23 protein-coding genes and 1 pseudogene are annotated in these 20,758 nt (G+C 41.1%); 3 read left to right on the forward strand and 21 right to left on the reverse strand.

The genetic code is table 11. The features are described 5' to 3' along the window. Positions 1 to 100: 100 nt before the first annotated feature. From AACR11_RS01330 to AACR11_RS01340, 3 genes and pseudogenes are all read right to left on the reverse strand, one after another. A complete protein-coding gene (locus AACR11_RS01330) occupies positions 101 to 535 on the reverse strand; it encodes an Mpo1 family 2-hydroxy fatty acid dioxygenase (RefSeq protein WP_005445940.1) in 435 nt (144 codons plus the stop codon). A 116-nt stretch (positions 536 to 651) separates the two neighbouring features. After that, positions 652 to 870: pseudogene (locus tag AACR11_RS01335) on the reverse strand (MmcQ/YjbR family DNA-binding protein). 71 nt (positions 871 to 941) lie between these two features. Further along, on the reverse strand, positions 942 to 1,424 hold the full coding sequence (locus AACR11_RS01340; RefSeq protein ID WP_029788154.1) for a MarR family winged helix-turn-helix transcriptional regulator: 483 nt from the start codon (positions 1,422 to 1,424) through the stop codon (positions 942 to 944). Positions 1,425 to 1,545: 121 nt separating this feature from the next. On the opposite strand from AACR11_RS01340, the gene AACR11_RS01345 reads away from it, so the two are divergent. Continuing rightward, positions 1,546 to 2,451, forward strand: a complete 906-nt coding sequence (locus AACR11_RS01345; RefSeq protein ID WP_005445950.1) for a DMT family transporter — start codon at positions 1,546 to 1,548, stop codon at positions 2,449 to 2,451. Positions 2,452 to 2,627: 176 nt separating this feature from the next. Here AACR11_RS01345 and AACR11_RS01350 read toward each other — a convergent pair whose 3' ends face one another. Next, positions 2,628 to 3,188, reverse strand: coding sequence for an HdeD family acid-resistance protein (locus AACR11_RS01350; protein ID WP_005445951.1), 561 nt, complete (start codon positions 3,186 to 3,188; stop codon positions 2,628 to 2,630). Between the two features lie 292 nt (positions 3,189 to 3,480). Between AACR11_RS01350 and AACR11_RS01355 the strand changes: the two genes are divergently transcribed. Beyond that, positions 3,481 to 4,764 (forward strand): mechanosensitive ion channel family protein, encoded by a 1,284-nt coding sequence (locus AACR11_RS01355; protein ID WP_009697516.1) that lies wholly within the window; start codon positions 3,481 to 3,483, stop codon positions 4,762 to 4,764. A gap of 20 nt (positions 4,765 to 4,784) precedes the next feature. On the opposite strand, the gene AACR11_RS01360 is transcribed toward AACR11_RS01355, so the two are convergent. The 16 genes from AACR11_RS01360 to AACR11_RS01435 form a co-directional block, all read right to left on the reverse strand. Then, positions 4,785 to 4,973 carry a hypothetical protein gene (locus AACR11_RS01360; RefSeq protein WP_079325473.1) on the reverse strand — a complete coding sequence of 63 codons (189 nt, stop codon included), beginning with the start codon at positions 4,971 to 4,973 and terminating at the stop codon, positions 4,785 to 4,787. 427 nt (positions 4,974 to 5,400) lie between these two features. Next, a complete protein-coding gene (locus tag AACR11_RS01365; RefSeq protein WP_079325513.1) occupies positions 5,401 to 6,492 on the reverse strand; it encodes a linear amide C-N hydrolase in 1,092 nt (363 codons plus the stop codon). A 245-nt stretch (positions 6,493 to 6,737) separates the two neighbouring features. After that, positions 6,738 to 7,178: a hypothetical protein gene (locus tag AACR11_RS01370; RefSeq protein ID WP_017818106.1), complete on the reverse strand. Its 441-nt coding sequence runs from the start codon at positions 7,176 to 7,178 to the stop codon at positions 6,738 to 6,740. A 285-nt stretch (positions 7,179 to 7,463) separates the two neighbouring features. Continuing rightward, the gene (locus AACR11_RS01375; RefSeq protein WP_005445957.1) at positions 7,464 to 8,027 is read right to left on the reverse strand and encodes an OmpA family protein; all 564 of its coding nucleotides are present in this window, start codon (positions 8,025 to 8,027) and stop codon (positions 7,464 to 7,466) included. Position 8,028: 1 nt separating this feature from the next. After that, a complete protein-coding gene (locus tag AACR11_RS01380; RefSeq protein ID WP_005445959.1) occupies positions 8,029 to 9,411 on the reverse strand; it encodes a TadE/TadG family type IV pilus assembly protein in 1,383 nt (460 codons plus the stop codon). A 1-nt stretch (position 9,412) separates the two neighbouring features. Continuing rightward, a complete protein-coding gene (tadF, locus tag AACR11_RS01385) occupies positions 9,413 to 9,991 on the reverse strand; it encodes a tight adherence pilus pseudopilin TadF (RefSeq protein ID WP_017190205.1) in 579 nt (192 codons plus the stop codon). After that, complete coding sequence (locus tag AACR11_RS01390) at positions 9,981 to 10,523, reverse strand: TadE family protein (RefSeq protein WP_029788146.1); 543 nt, start codon at positions 10,521 to 10,523, stop codon at positions 9,981 to 9,983. Before AACR11_RS01390 ends, tadF begins: the two co-directional genes overlap by 11 nt. Further along, a complete protein-coding gene (locus tag AACR11_RS01395) occupies positions 10,520 to 11,608 on the reverse strand; it encodes a tetratricopeptide repeat protein (RefSeq protein WP_061065036.1) in 1,089 nt (362 codons plus the stop codon). Before AACR11_RS01395 ends, AACR11_RS01390 begins: the two co-directional genes overlap by 4 nt. Continuing rightward, the gene (locus AACR11_RS01400; RefSeq protein ID WP_005445966.1) at positions 11,608 to 12,474 is read right to left on the reverse strand and encodes a type II secretion system F family protein; all 867 of its coding nucleotides are present in this window, start codon (positions 12,472 to 12,474) and stop codon (positions 11,608 to 11,610) included. Before AACR11_RS01400 ends, AACR11_RS01395 begins: the two co-directional genes overlap by 1 nt. Then, complete coding sequence (locus AACR11_RS01405; protein ID WP_053053433.1) at positions 12,474 to 13,388, reverse strand: type II secretion system F family protein; 915 nt, start codon at positions 13,386 to 13,388, stop codon at positions 12,474 to 12,476. The genes AACR11_RS01400 and AACR11_RS01405 overlap by 1 nt, the downstream gene beginning before the upstream one ends. Then, on the reverse strand, positions 13,385 to 14,650 hold the full coding sequence (locus AACR11_RS01410) for a CpaF family protein (protein WP_005445970.1): 1,266 nt from the start codon (positions 14,648 to 14,650) through the stop codon (positions 13,385 to 13,387). The genes AACR11_RS01405 and AACR11_RS01410 overlap by 4 nt, the downstream gene beginning before the upstream one ends. Then, entirely contained in the window at positions 14,647 to 15,846 is a 1,200-nt protein-coding gene (locus tag AACR11_RS01415) for an AAA family ATPase (RefSeq protein ID WP_017190208.1), read from the reverse strand. Before AACR11_RS01415 ends, AACR11_RS01410 begins: the two co-directional genes overlap by 4 nt. Positions 15,847 to 15,849: 3 nt before the next feature. Continuing rightward, positions 15,850 to 16,299, reverse strand: coding sequence for a hypothetical protein (locus tag AACR11_RS01420; RefSeq protein ID WP_005445974.1), 450 nt, complete (start codon positions 16,297 to 16,299; stop codon positions 15,850 to 15,852). Continuing rightward, complete coding sequence (locus tag AACR11_RS01425) at positions 16,299 to 17,642, reverse strand: type II and III secretion system protein family protein (RefSeq protein ID WP_029788144.1); 1,344 nt, start codon at positions 17,640 to 17,642, stop codon at positions 16,299 to 16,301. Before AACR11_RS01425 ends, AACR11_RS01420 begins: the two co-directional genes overlap by 1 nt. A 2-nt stretch (positions 17,643 to 17,644) precedes the next feature. Beyond that, entirely contained in the window at positions 17,645 to 18,400 is a 756-nt protein-coding gene (locus AACR11_RS01430) for a pilus assembly protein CpaB (protein ID WP_017190210.1), read from the reverse strand. 91 nt (positions 18,401 to 18,491) lie between these two features. After that, on the reverse strand, positions 18,492 to 18,698 hold the full coding sequence (locus AACR11_RS01435) for a Flp family type IVb pilin (protein ID WP_005445979.1): 207 nt from the start codon (positions 18,696 to 18,698) through the stop codon (positions 18,492 to 18,494). A gap of 192 nt (positions 18,699 to 18,890) precedes the next feature. Here AACR11_RS01435 and AACR11_RS01440 point away from each other — a divergent pair, with 192 nt between their 5' ends. Further along, a complete protein-coding gene (locus AACR11_RS01440; protein ID WP_005445980.1) occupies positions 18,891 to 19,337 on the forward strand; it encodes an A24 family peptidase in 447 nt (148 codons plus the stop codon). A gap of 47 nt (positions 19,338 to 19,384) precedes the next feature. Here the strand turns inward: AACR11_RS01440 and AACR11_RS01445 are convergent, their stop codons facing one another. Beyond that, positions 19,385 to 20,293: a LysR family transcriptional regulator gene (locus AACR11_RS01445; RefSeq protein WP_009697503.1), complete on the reverse strand. Its 909-nt coding sequence runs from the start codon at positions 20,291 to 20,293 to the stop codon at positions 19,385 to 19,387. Positions 20,294 to 20,758 lie beyond the last annotated feature (465 nt).

A 20,758-nucleotide genomic window follows, 5' to 3' on the forward strand; every position in this document is an offset into this window, starting at 1 on the left:
GCAACCTCATTACTGCTCCACACCTCATACCTCTGGGTGTTTCAAAGCAGCAGGATGGTAGCACAGCCTAAGTCGCGAATCTGATAAACAGACCTTTCTTTTAATGTTTACGAAAGACCCAGATTGGTCCTATCAAAAGAAACTGAATATCTTCGAAAAACGAGGGCTTCTTCCCCTCTATCTTGTGCCCGATAAACTGGAATATCCAAAGGATTCCAAATAGCAGCATTGAGATGTGGAGTACCGGCCAACCAAGTATCTCCATTGACCATATCAAGCCAATACACGCAACCGTGTAGCCAATCATCATCATAAATACGCTTAGGGAGAGTCGGAAATAAAAGATCCAAGCTGGTAGCGCCGCCAGCCATACCCAATTGAGATTGAACCCAAACAAAGGAATCTGCGGAATGGACCATATCAACCCGACGACAGAAAGAAAGATGCCAGGGACAGCAACTTTATGAATTTTCTGGTTGATTGGATTTTGATGGCTTTCACCGTAAGCTTCTAACCATTCAGAGAGTGCACGCATAACTTCACCTTTAACATCACCATAACATTTATATAGTCGGTGCGAGTTAAAGGTGCGAGTTTTTGTTTATTGATATTGATAATAAGCCGAATATCTGTGAGCAATAACAAACTATCTTACTGATATCCCAATGAAATACGCTGAGCTTTGGTTAATTTGGCGACCACAAGATCATATGAGCGTTCACACAAATTTTGTACTAACCCGTCTTCAGGCGTTACTTTAACGCTTACGTACTCTCTCCCATTTCACTCGGCTAGAATGGCGAGCATCTTCTCTTTGATTTTAAAAACCAACGCATCAGGACCGAACGGAAAGTCACTTTCTGCACACATCAATGTATCGAGAAACTGCGCTAACTATCTAATGCTCGCGATTCACCCCTATCCTAAACCTTTGAATTCATTTATTCATATTGAGGCAATAACAATTTTAATGCCTGATTAACCTGTTCTCTTTCGTCACGAGTCAACGACCCCATTAATTCATGCTGAGCCTGTAAATGTTGCTCAATAAGCGCATCGATCAGCTCAAAACCTTTTGAAGTAAGCTGAACACTCACACTGCGGCGATCTTCTTTGCTGTGCTCGCGAGCGATCAATCCTTTTTTTTCCAGCTTGTCGAGTCGGTTGGTCATGGCACCAGACGTTAGCATCATCGATGAGATCAACTCCGAAGGGGTTAAACGATAAGGTTCACCACTACGACGCAACGTAGCTAATACATCAAACTCACCCATTTTAAGATCGTAGCGCTTATGCACCTCGGCAACGCGGTTTTCCATATATTTAGCAATCCGCATTAAACGCCCCATGATCGCCATTGGCTCGGTATCGAGATCAGGCTTTTCCGTAGCCCACTGACTTACCACTCTATCAATTGCGTCCATTTATCCTTTTATCTCCAAAGACATTTTGATTGACCAATTTATTTTAACATAAAGATACTTTACAAGAAGCAATAACGAGCGTACCTTTACATCAAATTATCTCAACGTAAAGATATTTAACATGAACATTTTACTCGCGATGATTCCGGCGTTCTTCTGGGGCACAACGTACGCTGTGACACAGTTTACTTTGCCAGACTGGCCGCCAGTGTTACTTGGTGCACTGCGAGCATTGCCAGCTGGTCTATTGCTACTTGCTATCAAACCTTCTTTACCAAAGAAACAAGATTGGAAGATCTTGCTTGTGCTTGGCACGATTAATATTGCCCTCTTTTTTGGTCTCATTTTCGTGATGGCGTTAACCTTGCCTTCTGCAATCTCTGGTGTGGGTATGATTTCAGTACCTGTCTTTGCCATGCTGTTTGGGTGGGTAGTTTACAAGCGCCAACCGAGCCTTATTCAAGGAGTCAGCGGGGCCACCCTTATCGCCCTGGCTTGGTTTTTGTTCGACCCAAGCTCGATTACACTAAACCCGATCGGTCTAGTGGCTATGCTCTCTGCCATTATGTGTATTGTGATCGGCAGCAGCGTAACTAAGTCTCTAGGTTCAAGAATGCATTGGTGGACGGTACTCACTTGGCAACTTATTTTAGGCGGCGTTGTTTTATCTATCGCGGCAGGTGTACTAGCAAGCATTAACCCTGAGCCATACGTTCAAGCAGTCGAAAACATCACTCTAAAAAACCTAAGTGGACTACTGTGGGTAATCATACTCAACACCGCACTCGGCTACGGCATGTACGTGTGGTTATTGCAGCGTATGTCGGTTGTGGACTTTACTTTCGGTGGCATTGCTAACCCTGTTGCGGGCATTGTTTCTGGTTTGGTTTTGATGGGTGAAAGCTTCACGCCTATTCAATACAGCCTAATGATCGGCATGATTACGATGTCACTTGTGCCTCAGTTGGTTCTTTCATTCAAAGAAAAGCGCAATGTCAGCCTCACTAAACCTTGTGAATCCAAATAACGCAGAGCGTTAACAGATCTCATTAATTCACAATAAAAGCCCGAGTTGATGATCGGGCTTTTTGTTGTTTCGTTAATCCCTTCACCTTTATCGTTCTATAAAAAATGCCCACCGAATCGGTAGGCACTTTGTACTGTTCTATACCCAAGTAACCTCGAGATACTAGATGGCGCTCTTTAAGAGAGCTTCTTCATTTGCATCCCCATAAAGATAAAGCTAATGCCTTCAATCAATAATGAGATACCAACAAAAGTGCCTAGCAATGTAGTCGAGAACGCAGGATCGTCGAGCAACATAAAGAAGTAGCCACCAATCAGAACAGAAATCACGCCACTGAACACGATCACATTACTACTTGGTAAACTGCGATTACTTAAGCCGAAAAATACACGGGTTAAACCATTTAGAATCATCACGATCACCATCAACATAGTAATGGTCACCAAACCTGCCAATGGTTTAAACAGAATGAACAGACCGCCGACAATATACAGCACAGCACTTAATACGTACCAAAGCTTCTCTTTCCACACATTAATAGAAAACGTGTGGTATGCCTGAACCAAACCACTGAACAGTAGTACCGCACCTACGATAGTCGATATCGTTACGCCCGCAAGCACTGGCAAACTCATAGCACCAATGCCCATTAAAGAGATAATAACGCCAACGATAACGAAGTATTTCCAGCCTTTAGACAAAAATGTAGGCTGTTGTGATTGATTAGAATTTTCCATTGAATGCCTCTTGAATTAAACGCGAGCCGCCTTCTCAGTCTAGTCTAATAAAACATAGGGAGTTCACAGACTTAACAGAAATACGTGTCCCGTTTGCATAATTGGATGTTAAACCTGTATCACATCATCGGCTATACGCTATTTTTGAATAATAAGTTTCAAGATTGCTGGATTAAACCAGTGCAAAACAAAGAGATGGAGAGTAGGATGAGCGGCTTTCTAACGCCTGTTGCCTGACCTCTTCAAAGAAGTTCTCACTTCTTCATTCAGGTTACATTTTGAGGATGACATTTTGCTCGATCATCACATTCGCACTTTCATAGCAGACAAACTCAGTTCCGTGGGCATCAATAGTGACCCTTATGGCATCGAACTCACAACCGTTTTCATTCTTGCGAGCTTAACCGCAGCAGCGATCAGCTACTTGATAGTGCATCACCTGATCGTGAGGTCAGTCAATAATGTTCTACAAAAAGCCAATAAACCACTCGCTGAAAGCTTGGCGAAGTATGATGTCTTAGAAAAGCTCTCATTACTGATCCCAATCATGGTGTTGGATGTCTTTATCCCTCTCGCCGTAGGTCACTACGATTGGTTAGCGAACATCTTTGACCGGATTCTAAGCATCTCTATTTTAGTCATTTTTATCTGGATGATCTTTGCCCTGCTTGATGCGTTAAATGACATTGCGACGTTTAAAGGCATCACGAGAAGAATGCCGATCAAAAGCTTCGTCCAACTGATAAAACTGTTCACCTTCTTTGTTGGTGTTGTGGTTTCCATGTCGATTCTTGCCAACGAATCACCGGTGATTTTCCTATCAGGTTTAGGCGTTGCGACGGGCTTCGTCATGTTGGTGTTTAAGGATACGATATTGGGCTTTGTTGCAGGCATTCAACTATCTGCAAACCGCATGATCAGCCTAAACGATTGGATTCAAATGGACTCTTACGGTGCGAATGGCACAGTAGAGGAAATCTCACTCACCACAGTAAAAGTTCGAAACTTCGATAACACTGTGAGCATGCTGCCTGCTTACGCATTGGTGCAAAACGCCTTCATTAACTGGCAAGGCATGTCAGATTCTGGCGGTCGCCGTATCAAGCGCTCCGTGAATGTTGATGTCACATCAATTCGCTTCTTATCTGATGAAGAAATTGAAAAGCTAAAAAGCATTCGAATCCTTCGTCAGTACATTTATGAAAAATCGCGTGAAATCAGTGATTACAATCAAGAAATGAGTGAGGAACCCGCCTTCGGCAACCTACGTCAAATGACCAACTTAGGTATGTTCCGCGCTTACATTAATGCTTACTTGAAAGCGAACAAAGACATTCACCAGTACATGCTGATTATGGTGAGGCAGCTAGAGCCGACACCAGAGGGTATTCCGTTGCAGGTTTACGCTTTTACCAATAATACTGACTGGGCTTACTATGAAGGTGTGCAAGCGGACTTGTTCGATCATATCTACTCAATCATGCCTTTGTTTGGTCTGCGTCCATACCAAATGTTCACAAGTAATGATGCTAAACAAATCGCTTTAGAAAAAGTAACCAGCAAAAGCAATTCATAAGACATCTTAGAGAGTGGAGCTTACTCTTCACTCTCTAAATTTAGGCTAAGACGTTTTCGATCATAACGATGCTCGGCAAGCGCGCCCCCTTCTACCTTATATCTCAAGCCATATTTACCAATACAGCCTCGCAACCTTAAACGGGTTAAGTCCGACAAATCAGAAGCAGTGCCAGCTTTATCAACCAACTGAACCCAATATCTCTCCATTTTATCCTTCACGCCACTTCCCCAACTAACATTTATATATTTAGGGAGATTCTGGCAAATATCCGAGAAAGTCTGGATAGCATACGCTAGAACATTTCTGAAAGAATGCCTATGAGAATTGCATAAAACCGAATTAAAAGGCTAAAAACAGCACTTTCTGCCTGATTTTCTAATCTTAGTTATATACCTCGAGATACCTGATTCAGCGAGAACGACTGGGTTTAAACACGCGGCGGCGATTTAAAGGTCTAGTGGGTCTAAATCAAGAATCGGCTACAAAGCATGCAAGCTAAGCCCCTTACTATTTGCAAAAGATGCCCTTTGGGAGCTTGTCGTTGAAAAAGAGAGATTTACGAAAAGAGAAGGGAAATAAAAGGAAAATGATTGAAAGAGAACAGGCTCTCACCTGCTCTCTTGGGTTTATGAATTAAAGACGGATTTCTTCAACTGTAAACGAGCCGTTATCAAGCTGACGTTTAAGCTCCTGCTTTTGGTTAAAGTCTATCTTTTTCAAATCAACCTTTTTAATTCGGCTGTCATGCATGGTTGTGTAGTAAAGCGCACCATTTCCTTGGTCGATCACTGATGTCCATTGAGTGGCACTTGGCAAATTTGGGATATGCTCACGATATTCGGCGTTAAACTCAGTACCAATTGGAATATCGAAGTTGTTTAGAATATGGAACGCTTGAGAGACCGCTTCTTGCGAGTTTTTTGATTCTGGCGCGGTATTAACAAAGAACGCAGCACGAACAAAACGTGATGGCGGCGTAATGTCTCCCGGCAAACCTAAGAAACCAGAGCCAATACCAAAAGATTTCGCTTCAACGTCACCAAACTTGGTCGGCGCACTGGTGCCCGGTTGCAGATGGATGTAGTTGTTCAAGTTCGTTACTTGCCATGGGAAGGTTGGCGAATTAGTCAGTACACCCACCTCATTGTCGTAAATATGTACCTGACCACCATCCATAATTTCAATTACGATGTTGTTGCCTGCTTTATCAGTAACACGCCAATGTCCGGTTGGTGATGGCTGCCCTTTTTCATCGATATACACTGGCACAATATCGATGTTTTTCATTGCGGTTTTCACTTCTTCAACGGTTTTAAATTGTGACAACATCCAACGGACAAAGTCCATGTCAGCGATACTATTTGCGCGATCTTTCGGGTTGTAAGCCTTTAAAGAACCGTACCCTTTAAAGTAGAACAAACCAGCTGTTAGCCCTTCTTCGTTAATACCTTCGCCAATAAAGCGGTCATCACTCACTGAAATACCAACAAATCCATATTTGCTCTTCCAGCTTAAACCGTGCTTTTGGTCTGGCATGGTTGATGTGAACGTATAGTCACGCGGGGCGACAATCAGTTTACTATTGAGATCGCTCTCGCCCCATTCAATCGTTCGAGCGTGAATATGGTCATTTGCAGTAGTTGAAAGAGAGATGCCAGTACAAGCGATTGCAGGCGCAATAATACTGGCAGAAAGTGCCATAGCTAGGAGGGTTTTCTTTATCATTTTTAGATCCACCAAGGAGGGGTAATATTTCGCGATTGTATTCCTTTTTAAGTAACTTACAATCGAAAATATATAAAATCGGTAGAATATAGAGAATGAACAACTAAAGCGCTCAAAGTGATTAGCTTTGAGCGGACCTAGCTAAGACAAAGGGCTATAAATAAAAAGTGACACTGTCATTGATTTCCAAGGTATAAGAAATCGTCCTCTAACCCAGTCCCTCCCAATTGAAATCACAACAACCCCTAGTTATTACAATCGTAACTAATGCCCTCATACATGGTACTTATGTCGATGTACTTTTCGTAGTTCAGGTACGCGACAATTCGAGCATCGGTATTGAACATCAATCGATTTACCGCATGTATCGCATCATAAAGATCTTTACCGTCCACCCCGGCTTCCTTAAAGCAATGTCTGACATAACGGTAATCTTTGTAGATCTCGTATGCCAAGAGCTGATTATTCGCATCGTTACTCGAGAAGTCGTGTTGCAAAATGCTTGAAGAATATTGTACGTAACGCAAAAGAAAATCGTGATTAATTTCGCTGATTTTGAGTGCTTTCAACACAGCTTCCACGTCGTCACGGATGTGATTGTGATTCTTGTCGATTCCTAACAATGAATCGGATACGTCCTTCTTAATAGAAGGATTTGATATCACCCTCTCTAATTGCGAACTCATACTTGGTCCAATAATGAGCTCCGCTGAATATACTGGGTGGCTAATGAATAGAAAAAAGGTAGAAGCGATAACGCATCGAGAAATAGACATTTTAATTATCGTTGTATAAAAACAAAATTAAATGCTATCGATTAATGATTGAAAAATGAAATAGACATTTATTATTCCATAATAAATATCAGTAATAAAAGAGCTTGGTAAGTACCAAGCTCTTTTACTAAACAACCCCACTTAATAGTGAGCACATAAAAATTATAATGACAACAGCAAAAAGTGGATTACACATTAGTCTATCGTTAATACAACTCGACGGTTACAGCCAGATACTTTGTTTTCATTTACCTTACAAATCGGCGCAGACTCACCGAATGCTTTTTCAACAATCCTGTTGCCTAGACCTAACCCTTGTTTCAGGTATGTTGTTGCGGCATTCGCGCGACGAGCAGACAAGCCTTTGTTATAAGCCTGAGAGCCGACCTCATCAGTATGCCCTTCAACAAGAACACGAGTACCTTCGTCAACCAGTTCCAAGTATTGCGAAATCGCTTGTTTGTGAGTGTCTGTTAAACGATATTTATCAGTATCATAGTTGAGGATCAACGACATCGAGTTCTTATCAAAGGTGCAGCTGTCGGTCGCATTCAACCCTTCAACCTTAACTACTCTCTTATCCTGTACAATAGAGCGTTCTTCATTTACCGTCACCGCTAACTTACCAACAACCTGAGTGACTTTTGTTTCGGAACTTTTAAGAATTTTAGAGCTCACGTAGTTTTCATCATGATTAATACAATTAGCGAGTGCGACATTTGAGGTAAAAATAATCGCGATTGATAATAATTTTTTCATTTTAATCTTTTAATCGTCCTGTCTCTTCGTTAATCAGATTTAATATGTATTTGTAGACATCTTTACCATTTTTTGCGTGATAAATATTTTTCTCGCCAACACAATCACCGAATCCATCGTCCTTTTGTACGTTGTAGTTAACACCTATAACGCCCATAGTGACTTTTGTTTTTTCACCTTCTAACTTCGCGTGTTCACTTTGAAACTTATTTTCTTTGCTAGAAATTCTTTTCTTGAGCTGTTCACAAAGGTTGTGTTCACGCACTAATGACTTCAAGAACTTGTCGTAAACTTGTTGATACTGAATATAACCATAACTGTCTCGATAACTTTTCGTGACCACGTCGTATTTGTTTCTATACGTACTGTTTCGATGGAGATAGTCAGGGAATCGTACGTCTGTATCTGCACCATCAGAAAGGAAGATAAACACCTGTTCTGGGTTACGCTCTTCTTTCTTAACTTTGTCTGCCTCTTTCGCTGCTGCAATCAGGCCTAACCAAGAGTTGGTGCCGCCACCCCTAGCAGGCATTACCTTGTTCGAATTCAAGATATTGATAAATTCCTGATAGTTGTCTGTTATTGGAATATCTCGTGCCTGATTATAATAACTAGAGTGGTACACGTTTTGTTCATCCACAGACTGGTCAAACATATCATCGACAATGCTTTGGAAAGATGCTTCTGTGTGAGAAAACTCACTTGCATAGTCGTAGAATTTTAGTCTGCGATCTTTTTTATCGTATTTCACGTTGTAGGCATTGTAAGTCAACAAGGCAACGCGACTCTTCTTATTCTCACCGGTTTTGAAGTCCTTCAAATCTTCGACAACTTTGGTGATCGTTTCCTTCACCACCTGCATCTGGGTTTTGTTGTTTTGCCCATACCACAGGTTACTCATCGATTGACTGGTATCCAGTATGAAGTAGATATCCACTGGTTGAGGTAAGTATTTCCGGGTGATCGAATCGCCAGACACTTTGAATTTTGGCTCTACGCCGATTTCATTATGTGAAATCCATGAATCATGCTCAGAGGTGGCAACCACGGTGAAGTCTGCAAATGGCGATAACTCATTGGCTTTCTGAACACATCCGTCTTTGTACTCACACTTCTTGGTCGATACGTTGATCTGAATGTCGCTAATATTGTCGGTAATATATAAGTCGACAATTCTCTGCGCATAGTCTTTGTCTTCTTGGTTGTCTTTGCCTGGACTAGCAATCAAGGCAAGACTCGCAACTTCAGCCGCCTCCTCTATTTTTGAGTGCGCAAGCAAACGTTGCGTATAGCCAACAGAAAACGAGAAAGTGATGATTAATATAGGGAGAAACGAAAGAAATATGATCCCAGCAACCCCTTTTTGCTTAGTGAAGCGCTTCATATTAAATCCTTGCAAATGAATAGGAACTGGTCACGACTTTGATCGGCTCACCGCTCATAAGACCGATAATGTTAAACGGCGTTTTGTAGCAAAGAGACACATGATAAAGAGGAAGGCGTCGGTTCTGAGTAGTCAAAGGCAATAGTTTTGTTGCTTTTTCCACTGTAATTTCCTCTAGATCCGGAAAATTACACCCCGCCGTCATGCCTTTTAAGGCGGTGGTTCTAACAAGCTTCTTATCTTTATCAATCAAAGATAGCTCTATGACTCGCATCCCCAGCTCATTTTCGTCAAAATCTGGTAGTGTGCGTTTCAACATGCCTTTCGCCATATCGAACGAATTGTTCATGTGTGTCTCGCACTGCTTACCTCCTGCGCCACAAATATCGAGCTCATTGGCAAACAACTGTCGGCGTTCACTAATAACACTGACGATCGAATACACAACCCTATCCAACTGCCCTTTTTTATTAACGGCGATGGTGTAGTTGATATGCATGGCAATAATGGAGCCAAAAAAGAGTAAGACCAATGCAAGCTCAACAATAAAAGCACCGGTTTGCTTTGACTTAGTTACCACAACTGATCTCCTCTCCTAACTTGAACGTACAGCGCTCGTACTCCTGAACCGCGACCATCTCGCGACTAATGTTCATGCTTGGCATAACAAAGTTAAACAGAGGCTGATAGGTGAAGCTCAATTGGTATATGGCAATTGGCATGTTGACTGAGTTTTCAGCAGTGTCGCCTTTCTTGATGTTTGGGCATTCACTCAACACTTTTCCACTGCGATTACAATGGATAAAGTCAGTTAGGTTTTTAAAGTAATAAACCGATGCCGAAACCGTTGAGTGATCAACAACTTTTGACCATAGTGCACCACCACTTGATTCAAGCTTGGTTTTGATTACGTCTTGGTAATCGATTTTTTCAGTACTGTGAGAGCTGCCTTGCTTTTTACTGCTCATCACTGCTGTGGTTAATGCATGATCCGTCACACCCATTGAGTACGTTAAAACCGACAAGTCAAACCAAGTAAACAGAACCATTAGTAAAACTGGCAAGCCCATTGCGGTCTCAACCGTCAAACTTCCCTTTTGAAACTTGATCATAGCTCGACGTACCTTTTCTTGGTGTAATCAACAACAAAGGCACCTTTGACATCCATGTTTTCAAGAAATTTCTTTGCGTCATTGATGTCACTGAACTCACCAATGCAGTAACGCTTCCATAAGCCGTGCGTGTAGGAATACACACTTCCATAATTGCCTTTCAGATAGTTTAAGTAATCCGAAGGAATCACCTTATAGGTTGCCAAAACTTGAATTCGGTAAATTGACGGCGCTTTAGGGCGTAAATTTTTTGGGTCTAGAACTGAGCGTGCTACGTACTTTGGTTTCAAATCGACTGATTTCGTTTCCATTTCCATATTTTTCTTTTCCTTTACTTTAGCGACCTGCTTTGGTGGAGCTTTTTTCGTTACTTTTTTAGGAAGCGGTTTGACGCTCTGCATGAGTTTTTTCAGTTTGACTCGCGCTTCTTGTTCACTGCTGTCGTGCTTTAACACTTCCAATGCCACATCAGGTCGGTGTGATCGAGTCGAAGCTAATAGAAGATTTGAACGGACTTTTTCATCGTTCGGATTAGCCGCAAACAAGCTGTATAGCAACTCCATTGCAGGTTCTGGACGACCTTGCAGCATCATCACGACGGCAATATTGTTATTCGCTTCTCGGTCAGACGCGCCGTTTTTCTTGCTGTCGTTGAAGTTGGCGATTGCACCGCTGTAGTCTTTCTTACGCGCTAAAATCTTACCCTTTAATAGATAATAATTACCTTCCGGACCACCATTTTCTAAATAATCATCTAAATAACGATCACTTGCGTCATAATTACGCTTTAGATATTCCAACTTAGCTAAGATGTAAATAATCTCTGGATCTTCGAGGTCTTTTTTCTCAAGAGTATTTATATATAATTCGGCAGACTTTTGATCTTTGTTATCGAGATATAAGTTAATCAGTTTTATCTTATAGCTTGGAACTTCAACCAAATTTGCTTTATAAAACTCGATCAATTGTTCAGTTTGTCCAGAGTTAGTCAGCAATTTTTCTTTGGTTACTAATTCCTGATTGATGGTGGAACACCCACTTAAAAGCAATAAAACAAAAAGGGAGATATAGTTTTTTACATTCATTATCCTAGCATCCTCATTATCCCTGGCGCTGCGATTAGAACAACAATAGGAACCATGATAAAAGTGATCATTGGTATGGACATTTTTGCCCCCATCTTTCCTATTCTTTCTTCCAAATCGAGCATGTTTATTTCTCGAATATCAGAAGCGAGGGAGGCTAATACCGCACCTACTGATGAGCCGTACTTCAAGCTTTGAGTAAGTGTCATAACAAAGCTTTGTGCCTCTGGGGTTGGAACCAGATCATAGAACTCAGTAAGTGCTCGATCCAAACCAACAATTTTGGCTCGTTCTGAAGTTTTTTTAACAACATAAGCCAGGTTTTCATCGACTGTTTTTAACTCGTTCGATAAATATTCCAAGCTCGCTTCGAGCGTCATCCCGGTATGCACACACACGTTCATTAAGTCGAGTAAGAAAGGCAGTCGACTACTCACGTGACGAACATTCGCATTCCCTTTCGAAGAGATGTACATATCTGGCGCAATCAAACACACAAGCATCGAGACTGAGAATGAAATAAACGCAGATGAAAACTCCATGTCTCCTTGCATGTAAGAATAGCCAATAAATGCTAAACAAAATAACAGCGGTATAATCTTCAGCAGGTAATAGGCCTGTGCAATAAAATCACTATGAATCCCTGCTCTAACTAAGTTGTTTTTCGTTTCTTCTTTATTAAAAGACAGACGCGAAAGTTGTACTGCTAACTTTTCAGAAAAAGGCGTCTTTTCTTGGGTTGAGTCAATGATCTTTTTTGTCGAAATATTCGCTTTGGTTTTATCAAACACTTTTAATGAGTAATACGCGACAGATAATGAAATAAACAACCCTAATGCTAAAAAGATTAATTTTATATCGACCACTACTTCACCCCTCTTAATATCATGTAGATAAAGAAGAATCCGATGGCTTCACTGATCAACACGTAATAGAAAATAGGCTTTCCCCCATCTTCGAACATCACGAAGTTATAGTTATCTGGGCTTGTGAACTTCAAAATCATGATAAAGATAACTGGCAGAGCCGCGATGATTTTTGCTGAAGCACGCGCCTCTGACGTCAGTGCATTTTTCTTCTTCTCGATCGCCCTTGCTTCAAACATGATTCGGTTGATACGGTTAATGACGTCTTTTAGTTGGCCACCTCGACTCAAGTTGATTCGAATCGTCGCCGCAAAGAAAAAGTACTCAACATAAGGGAAAGACGAAGCACTTCGCGCCAATACATCATCTGGGTCTTCACCGATAAGTAGACGCTCTGACATCTTCTTGAACTCTTCGCCTACTTCATTATCAAGCTGAGTACCCACGTATTCGAACGCATGGACAATACTCTGACCCGAGGAGAGCGCACCAGAAAGAATGTTCAGCGCATCCGGGAAGTTATCCTTGAATCGCTGCGCTTGGATGCCACTAAGTTTGAGAATAAACATCACAAACAATATTGGCTCCAAAGCAAGCAGCACTTTCCAATACTCAAACATGAAGAACCAATCGTTAACGAAGTAAACCGCTAATGAAGATCCCGCAAAAAAGCCAATTAATTTGATTCCTGCATTAGGACTCAACAGCTTTTTCAACTGCTTAAATTTATCCTTAATCTTTTTTCGGTAGCTGATATCAAAGCTTTCTGAATCGATAACCGCTCGAGAGCCAGAAACGCCCTCGAACGTATTAGATTGCTCAATGATCGATGTGATTTCTTTCTGTTTTTTCGAATGCCCAATAAACAGAAACAACGCAATTACAACCCATAGCAAAATGACAATCAGCATCATGAGAACAGCTCCTGCAGCGCCCCATCCAAGCCAAAGAACTTCGCACGCTCATAAATTACAGAGCGCTTAGAAAGACCTGGCGTTCGAAATTCGCCCGAGATTTTGCCTTCATCACCCATTCCGTTGTTTTCAAACCGGAAGATATCTTCCATAACAACGTTGTCACCTTCGAGACCAACAATTTCACTGATAAACAAGATCTTACGACTACCATCATGGAGTCGTCGTACTTGGACTATCAGGTCAACCGCACTCACGATGGTTCGACGAATCGCCTCAAGCGGTAGACTGGCTGTCGCCATCATTACCATACTCTCCACACGAGCAATCGCATCACGAGGGGTGTTCGCGTGAAGCGTAGACATTGAGCCATCGTGACCAGTGTTCATTGCTTGAAGCATTTCAAACGCTTCACCACCACGACACTCACCAACAATGATTCTATCTGGTCGCATACGCAGGGCGTTGATTACCAAATCTCGCGCAGTGATTTCACCCGTCCCTTCAACACTTGCTTGACGAGTTTCCAATCGAACAATGTGTGGTTGTTGCAATTGAAGTTCGGCCGCATCTTCAATGGTAACGATACGTTCACCACTACCAATGAAACCGGACAATGCGTTCAACAAGGTTGTTTTACCTGAACCCGTACCCCCAGAGATAAGGATGTTGCACTTACAATGGCTGGCAATCGAAAGCAGCTTTGCCATTTCAACCGATAGCGCGCCAAACTGAACCAAGTTTTCTAGCTTGATTTTTTGCTCTTTGAACTTACGAATCGAAATGGATGTCCCATCGATTGCAAGAGGCGGAATAACAATGTTTACACGACTTCCATCTTCCAAACGAGCATCACAAAGCGGTTTTGATTCATCAATTCGACGCCCCACATTTGAGGCAATACGCTTAGCAATGGTGTTGAGCTGTTTCTCGTTGACGAACTGAATTGGTGACTTTTCTACCTTACCGTTCAATTCGATAAAAATGTCTGAGGGACCATTGATCATGATGTCCGAGATTTCATCGTTATCGACCAACGCTTGAAGGGGTCCAAGACCTTTCAACTCGTCAAGCAGTGCTTTAACCAGCTCTAAACGCTTTAAGCTACTGATTTGAAGTTGCTTCTTCTCAATAAGAATATTAACGGAATCTTTTAGTTGGCTCTCAAGCTCCAACGGTTCAACGTCAACTAACGAGGCTGCATCTAAGGCGTCAAAGATTTCGTCCCGGATCTCGATATAAACTTCTTTCAAGTGATTCATTTCTTAAACCACGCGAACTTTTTCTGTACTTTGACTTTTTTACCCGTCAACGAATTCACAATATTGGCAATGGCAGGTGCAAACTTAAGCTTTGCCGTGTTTTGAATGCCTTGTTGAATAATGAGCTTCTCTAGATTGGCTTCATAAGCAAAATCAATCGCGTCTTTTGCTTTGATTTTCTCTTTCGCCCCTTGAAGCGGCATCATGTAGTCCTTCTGAGATCGCGTCATCGAGAAAATCACTCGATGCTCAGACTTACCCAACTTCTTCTTGATCGAGTGGTACGCTCTTAGTGACGCCACGGAAGGTTCACAAACAATAAAAATACGGTTGTATCGGTCACTGATGTCTTCTGCTGTCAGCTCATCAATCGCACTAAGCGGCATGGAATCAATGATAAAATTGTATTGATCAACCAGTTCGTTAGAGATGCGAAACAACGAATCTACATGATCGCTCAAGCAAGCAACGTTCTTTTCTAATGTGAGGAAGTTGAGCTTATCTTTAACGGGTTTTACATAGCTTCCAGCAATCGCGGCATCCAGTTCAGACTGGTTCAAATCAATGCTGTTTTGCTGCGCTTTTAGCCCTTTTAAGCCTAGAAATATGTCTGAGTTTAGTGCGATGGTGTCATGCTCAACAAGCAAGGTTTTTAAGTTCGCTTGTTGACTCAAACTGTGTGAAAGAAAGGCACTGATCGTCGACACGCCCACCCCACCTTTGCTACCAAGCACTAAGACTCGCTTGGCAATGCGAGACTTCTTCTTAACTGTTGGTGAGAATGTTGCAGCACTTGACTCTTTAAGCGCCCCTAACAAACCATCGAGTTCAGGGTCCCAAAGAATGTAGTTGGCACCCAATGACAGGACTTTATCTCGCATCAGTATTGAGTCCATGTTACTCACTACAATAAGAGAAATGCTGACGTCTAATCTTGAAGAGATCTCCGCAACTTCTGAAATCAACTCACCACATGCTCTTAAGTCAAGAATGACATGTTTTATTTCAGCGTTAGTTTTATGCCAACTTTCGTCATCAATATCGTCGACTTTTAAAGGTGAAGCGAAACCTTCGATTGCATAGAGCTCGTCGATTGCTTGAAGAAAAGCCAAATCATCTGAAACAACCAGATCAATGGTGTTGTTCTTCTTATCTTTGCTTGATGAAGTCGTTTTGAATAGGTTATCTAAATCCATTTTTTACTCCGCCACAGGATTCGTCATACTCAAGCGTCTGTTGTATTCCAAGCTGCACCCAAATGGATGATGTTTAAGGGTGTTGAATGAAACAGCATCACAAGTTTGCTCTTGCATCTTGTGGTATTTCGCAACGATTTTTACGCCTTTGCTTTCGCTGTTTGCGTTTAGGGTATAACGCAACTTGTTTACGCCTTTGGCTTTGATTTCTTTTACAAAACCATCAACAAACTGACTTTCTTTGGCGTCGTAATTGATCGCAAATGTCGACTTTGGATACTGAAGATTAATTTGATTGACGAAGTTAACTGACTTATCCATCGCCACTTCTTTGTTTGTGACTCGAAACTCAAAGGTTTCTACAATTGTGTCTACGGTTGTTTTGTTTGGTGTTACCGATACCGAGCAACCCGAGAGTAATACAGAAACCACCAACAATAGGTTTGCCTTCATTAGTTAAAGCCTCCCGCCTTTATCGTATTTTCCAGCTCTTCGTCATCAACATTTGAAAGATCAAGTTTCAACAAACGCTCAAGGTCACTTGTTCGTTTAAACTTCGGCAGTTTGATATCGGTTTCTTTAACAGGATCGACGAGGTTAACTGTCGCTACGATAATCAGCTCAGTCTTTCTTCTTTCAGTATTGGTTTTACTAAACAGTGCACCCAAAATCGGGATATCACCCAGGTAAGGGATTTTGGCTAATGATTCCTGTTCTTCTGATGTCAACAGACCCGCTAGAACAAAGCTTTGACCATCTTTCAATTGCACGGTCGTTTGGGCTTTGCGAGTCCTCAAAGAAGGCACACTGATGAGTCCAGAATTTACACCATTGGTCTTATCAATAGAGCTCACTTCCGGTAGCAGTGACAAACGAATGTTTTCAGAATCCGTTACCTTAGCCACCATAGACAGCTTTACCCCGTACTCTTTATAAGTAACAGAGATACCATCGTTATCGCGAACTGTAATAGGGATTTCACCACCAACTAGAAAGCTTGCAGACTCACCGGAAATCACAGATAGATTTGGTTCGGCAAGCACTTGTCCAATGCTGTCATTACCACTCGCTGAAATAACCGCAACGATATCCTCAGCAGTAAAGTCCAAAATCTTATTGACGAACTGACCAGCACCACCAATGGACTTACCGTTTGTTTCAGCGTATGAAACCCCTAGCTCGGTCAAGAATGAACTTGAAACTTCTGCAACCGTCAGCTTTACGTTGATTTGCTCTGTCGTGAGAACTTTCAGGTTGTTAATAATGTCTTCATACACATAGCTCGCTGTGTAATCGAGAGGGTCGCCATCTTCGCCGTTTGCGTTAGTAAGCTCAAAAGTATTTCTTTCTTTGCTCTTTTTCAGCATTTCACCTACGTGGCGATACACCTTGTTTTTGATTTCTTCGCTGCTCACGACACCATCAATGACAACCTGCTCACCAATGTTGGTCAGCTTAATATCTTCATCGGGATATCTTGCAATAAGTGTTTGTTTTAAAAGCCTTAAGCTTTTATTTACGACCACTTCTGCGTTGTAAATTTCGTTTCCTGCTCGGTCGTAAGCGATAATGGAAGTGGCACCACGGCCAATGCCGTAAATCACTAATTTCCCGTTTGCGATGACCTTGTAATCCGCAATTTGGGTATCCGCGACAAACACGGTATCAATGTTGCGTTTTACATTAATCGTCTTCGCTGCACCTTTATCAAGGCTTAATAGATCCCCAGCTGACGCGGAAGCTGGGAGAAGCAAAACCAATCCCAGCGTGACTGATAATATATTTTTATTGAACACCCTTAATTCCCTCTCAGCTGTCGAACGCCAAATCGATGCTCAATCAAATCGCTACTTTTGACAGATAAGTATTTATGAACCATCTTTGCTGGAACCAAGGTAATGGCTCCGATCTTCTGCGCCATTTCTAGCTTAAGTACCTGTTTAACGGTCAACGCGATAATCAAGCCATATTCTTCATTTGATGAATCATCATCTTCAGCAACGTTCATCGCTTGCAAGACCAAAGCCCCGTCAATGATGACGTTGCTTGTTAAGCTATCGATATCGGAATAGCCACTTTCTAATAAATTGGATTGAGATGAGGTTGTGGCTACAAAACTGACGCGATCGCCAGGTTGAATAGGAAGCGCTTCCACAATGCTACTGCCTTGCGACAAGTAGTAATAAGGCACTTGGTCTTTTTTAAGTGAAAGATACATGTAATCTTTTTCACCAGGATTAGAAACCAAGTCTGGTGTTAATTGCATACCTTCTTTGACGTCTTTCGCCCATAGCGCACCTGAATCAATCTTAATGCTCGAGTAAGGAACGTATGAATGCTGTTTTGCTTCCGACTCGGGAAACTCACGAATATCTATTGCATTGGCGTTAACCGGCTCAGCTTTGTTTACAGCTTGATTAACGAATGCGACCTCTACAAACACTTCATTTTCGACCACTGCCACTGGCTCAGGCTGATCAAAAAAATCGCTGACGTAGAAAAAAGCCAAAAACATAGTGATGGCAACAAATACAAAAACTAATGCTCTACTCATAGAATAAAAACCTTAAAAGAGAGGGAATCCCCTCTCTAGGCGCTTTAATTTTATAATTGCCCGTTCGTATAATTAAACAGACCCTTTTCCACTATTTTGCAGCGCTACTCATCGAAGTCTTAATTGCAGTCATGGCTTCAGTAAGAGTGTCTGATAATGTGCCATTCTTGAACACAAGCAAAATGATTGATGACATTGCAACCGCGATGATTGCGTATTCCACCGCAGTTACACCACGTTTGTCTGCCTTGAATTTATTACGGATATTACGAAGTTTAGAATTGATATTTAAAAGCATGTTTACCTCTATTTATTCAAATTAGTCACTCATTTCGTGAACGTAGAAAATCTACCTCAATAGAAACAATCACACCAATTAAGCTTTTTTATTCATTTATAAATAGTTGTTATAAACACATGTAATCCGTTACATAATAATTTATTATTAGGAAGCAATTGAATTCCAATCTCCCTCCATTAAAATAGTAAAATGAATTATATAAAATTTATCTTTTGGCTAACCTGCCTTGCCAGCGTGATGTGTATTTTTTATGGTGATATTCGCTATAGGATTGTGAAGCATCGATTCATTTTTCTTATCAGTGTTACCTCACTAGCTAGCTTGTATTATTCTCCAGCTCCTTTTAATCAAGTTCTGGTGAGTACATGTATTTTTATTGCATTCTTTTTGCTTTGGATGATGAACGTAGTTGGAGGTGGGGATGTAAAATTAATCGGTGCACTATTTTTAGGTGTACATAGTGAATATATGTTATTAGCAATGATTGCTATTGGATTATTGGGCGGAATTCAAATTCTTTTGATGTGGATGACGGCCATTTTTCGTCAAACTCCTCCTTTTAAAAATGGCATTCCTTACACAATACCGATCGGTATTAGTGGACTTTTTTTCTTTTATCTATCCCTTTTTTCTTGACTATAAATACAAACGCCATGCCTATTTATAATAGGCATGGCGTTTTACTACATTACTTCACAACTGGTCAGTAAGGAAGTGGGAGGTTTTCTACTTACCACTCCTTTAGATGTGAGTCGGAAAGTTTCGGTAATCAAACTTCTTAAACGTTCTTGATCAATTTTCTTGGCTGCCGAATCGTTGCACCAAACATACATCTCAATGTATTTTGGTAATAAATATTGGCTACATTTGTGATCACCTAAGGTCCAACTTGGACAAACGACAAACGTGTTTGCTGCTTGTAGTTCGTTAATCATCAGTCGTGATGATGAGGTCGTAAGCCAATGTTTTACCTTAGAAATATCTACACCAAAAGAATCAAGAAGCACCTCGGCATCTCGCCTAGAAAGAGAGTTACAAAAGACGATTCGCTCGGGATAGCACTCTTCAGGATCAACCGCGCAGTCACAAGCTAAAATGTATTGTTCTCTGTTTAGGGGAAATACACGCCCTTCCACAGATGTGGTATCACCGATGGCAAACACCAAATCGTGGTTTTCTTTATCGACACAATTAAGGTCGCTATAACTTGTCACAGCCAACTCGACGTCGTTATATACTCTGAAAGAACTGATTACTTTTGCGACTAACTCAGGGGCGAATGAATCAGAAATCGCAATAGAATACCGATCAAACATATCAACTTGAGCCAACTCATCAAATAATTGATCATATAACGACATCGTCTGATCCGTATAATCTAGTAATATTTGACCATGTTTAGTCAAGTTAAAACCATCCTTTCGGTCAAAGACTTCTGCGCCTATAGTACATTCAAGTTTTTTAATATGTTGTGAAACGGCTGGTTGGGTTAAATATAGACTTTCTGCAGCTGCAGTAAAACTTCTATGTCTTGCAACATGTGAAAAAGTGCGTAAGTACTTTACATCAATGGTTCGTTTATTAGCTTTCATTTAATTAACACCAAGACCCAATAATTATCCGATAGTTATAATTGTTATACATCCATAAAGCTACACATTGAGCCAGTTAATAATTGGCTTCCCGCTATAACTCAGCGTCTTATTCTACGTCTAACTATTCAACAGTTGTATAAGAAACACGTTGCTTATTTCTCAAATTTGCAACTGATCAGAGGAGATTTATTTTGGTGTAAATGACTGTTTTATTTATTATTTCGCATTGCGAAATAATTAGTTAAAAAAAGATAATTTTATAATATTGTGTCTTAATCACCCCCTTTATGAGGCCTAAACCCCCCCTTTATATTTCGAGTGACTACTTAATAATATGCATACAGTTTTAATTTATAACAAACGATATACATTATAAGAACGACAATATTATTAATGGAAATTAAGTCATTATAAGTATCCATGTATGTGAGTATAAGCTAACGTTATTAAAAATCAATCTAA

It is taken from the genome of Vibrio sp. L85 (genome assembly GCF_963871815.1).
Taxonomy (GTDB): Bacteria; Pseudomonadota; Gammaproteobacteria; order Enterobacterales; family Vibrionaceae; genus Vibrio; species Vibrio harveyi.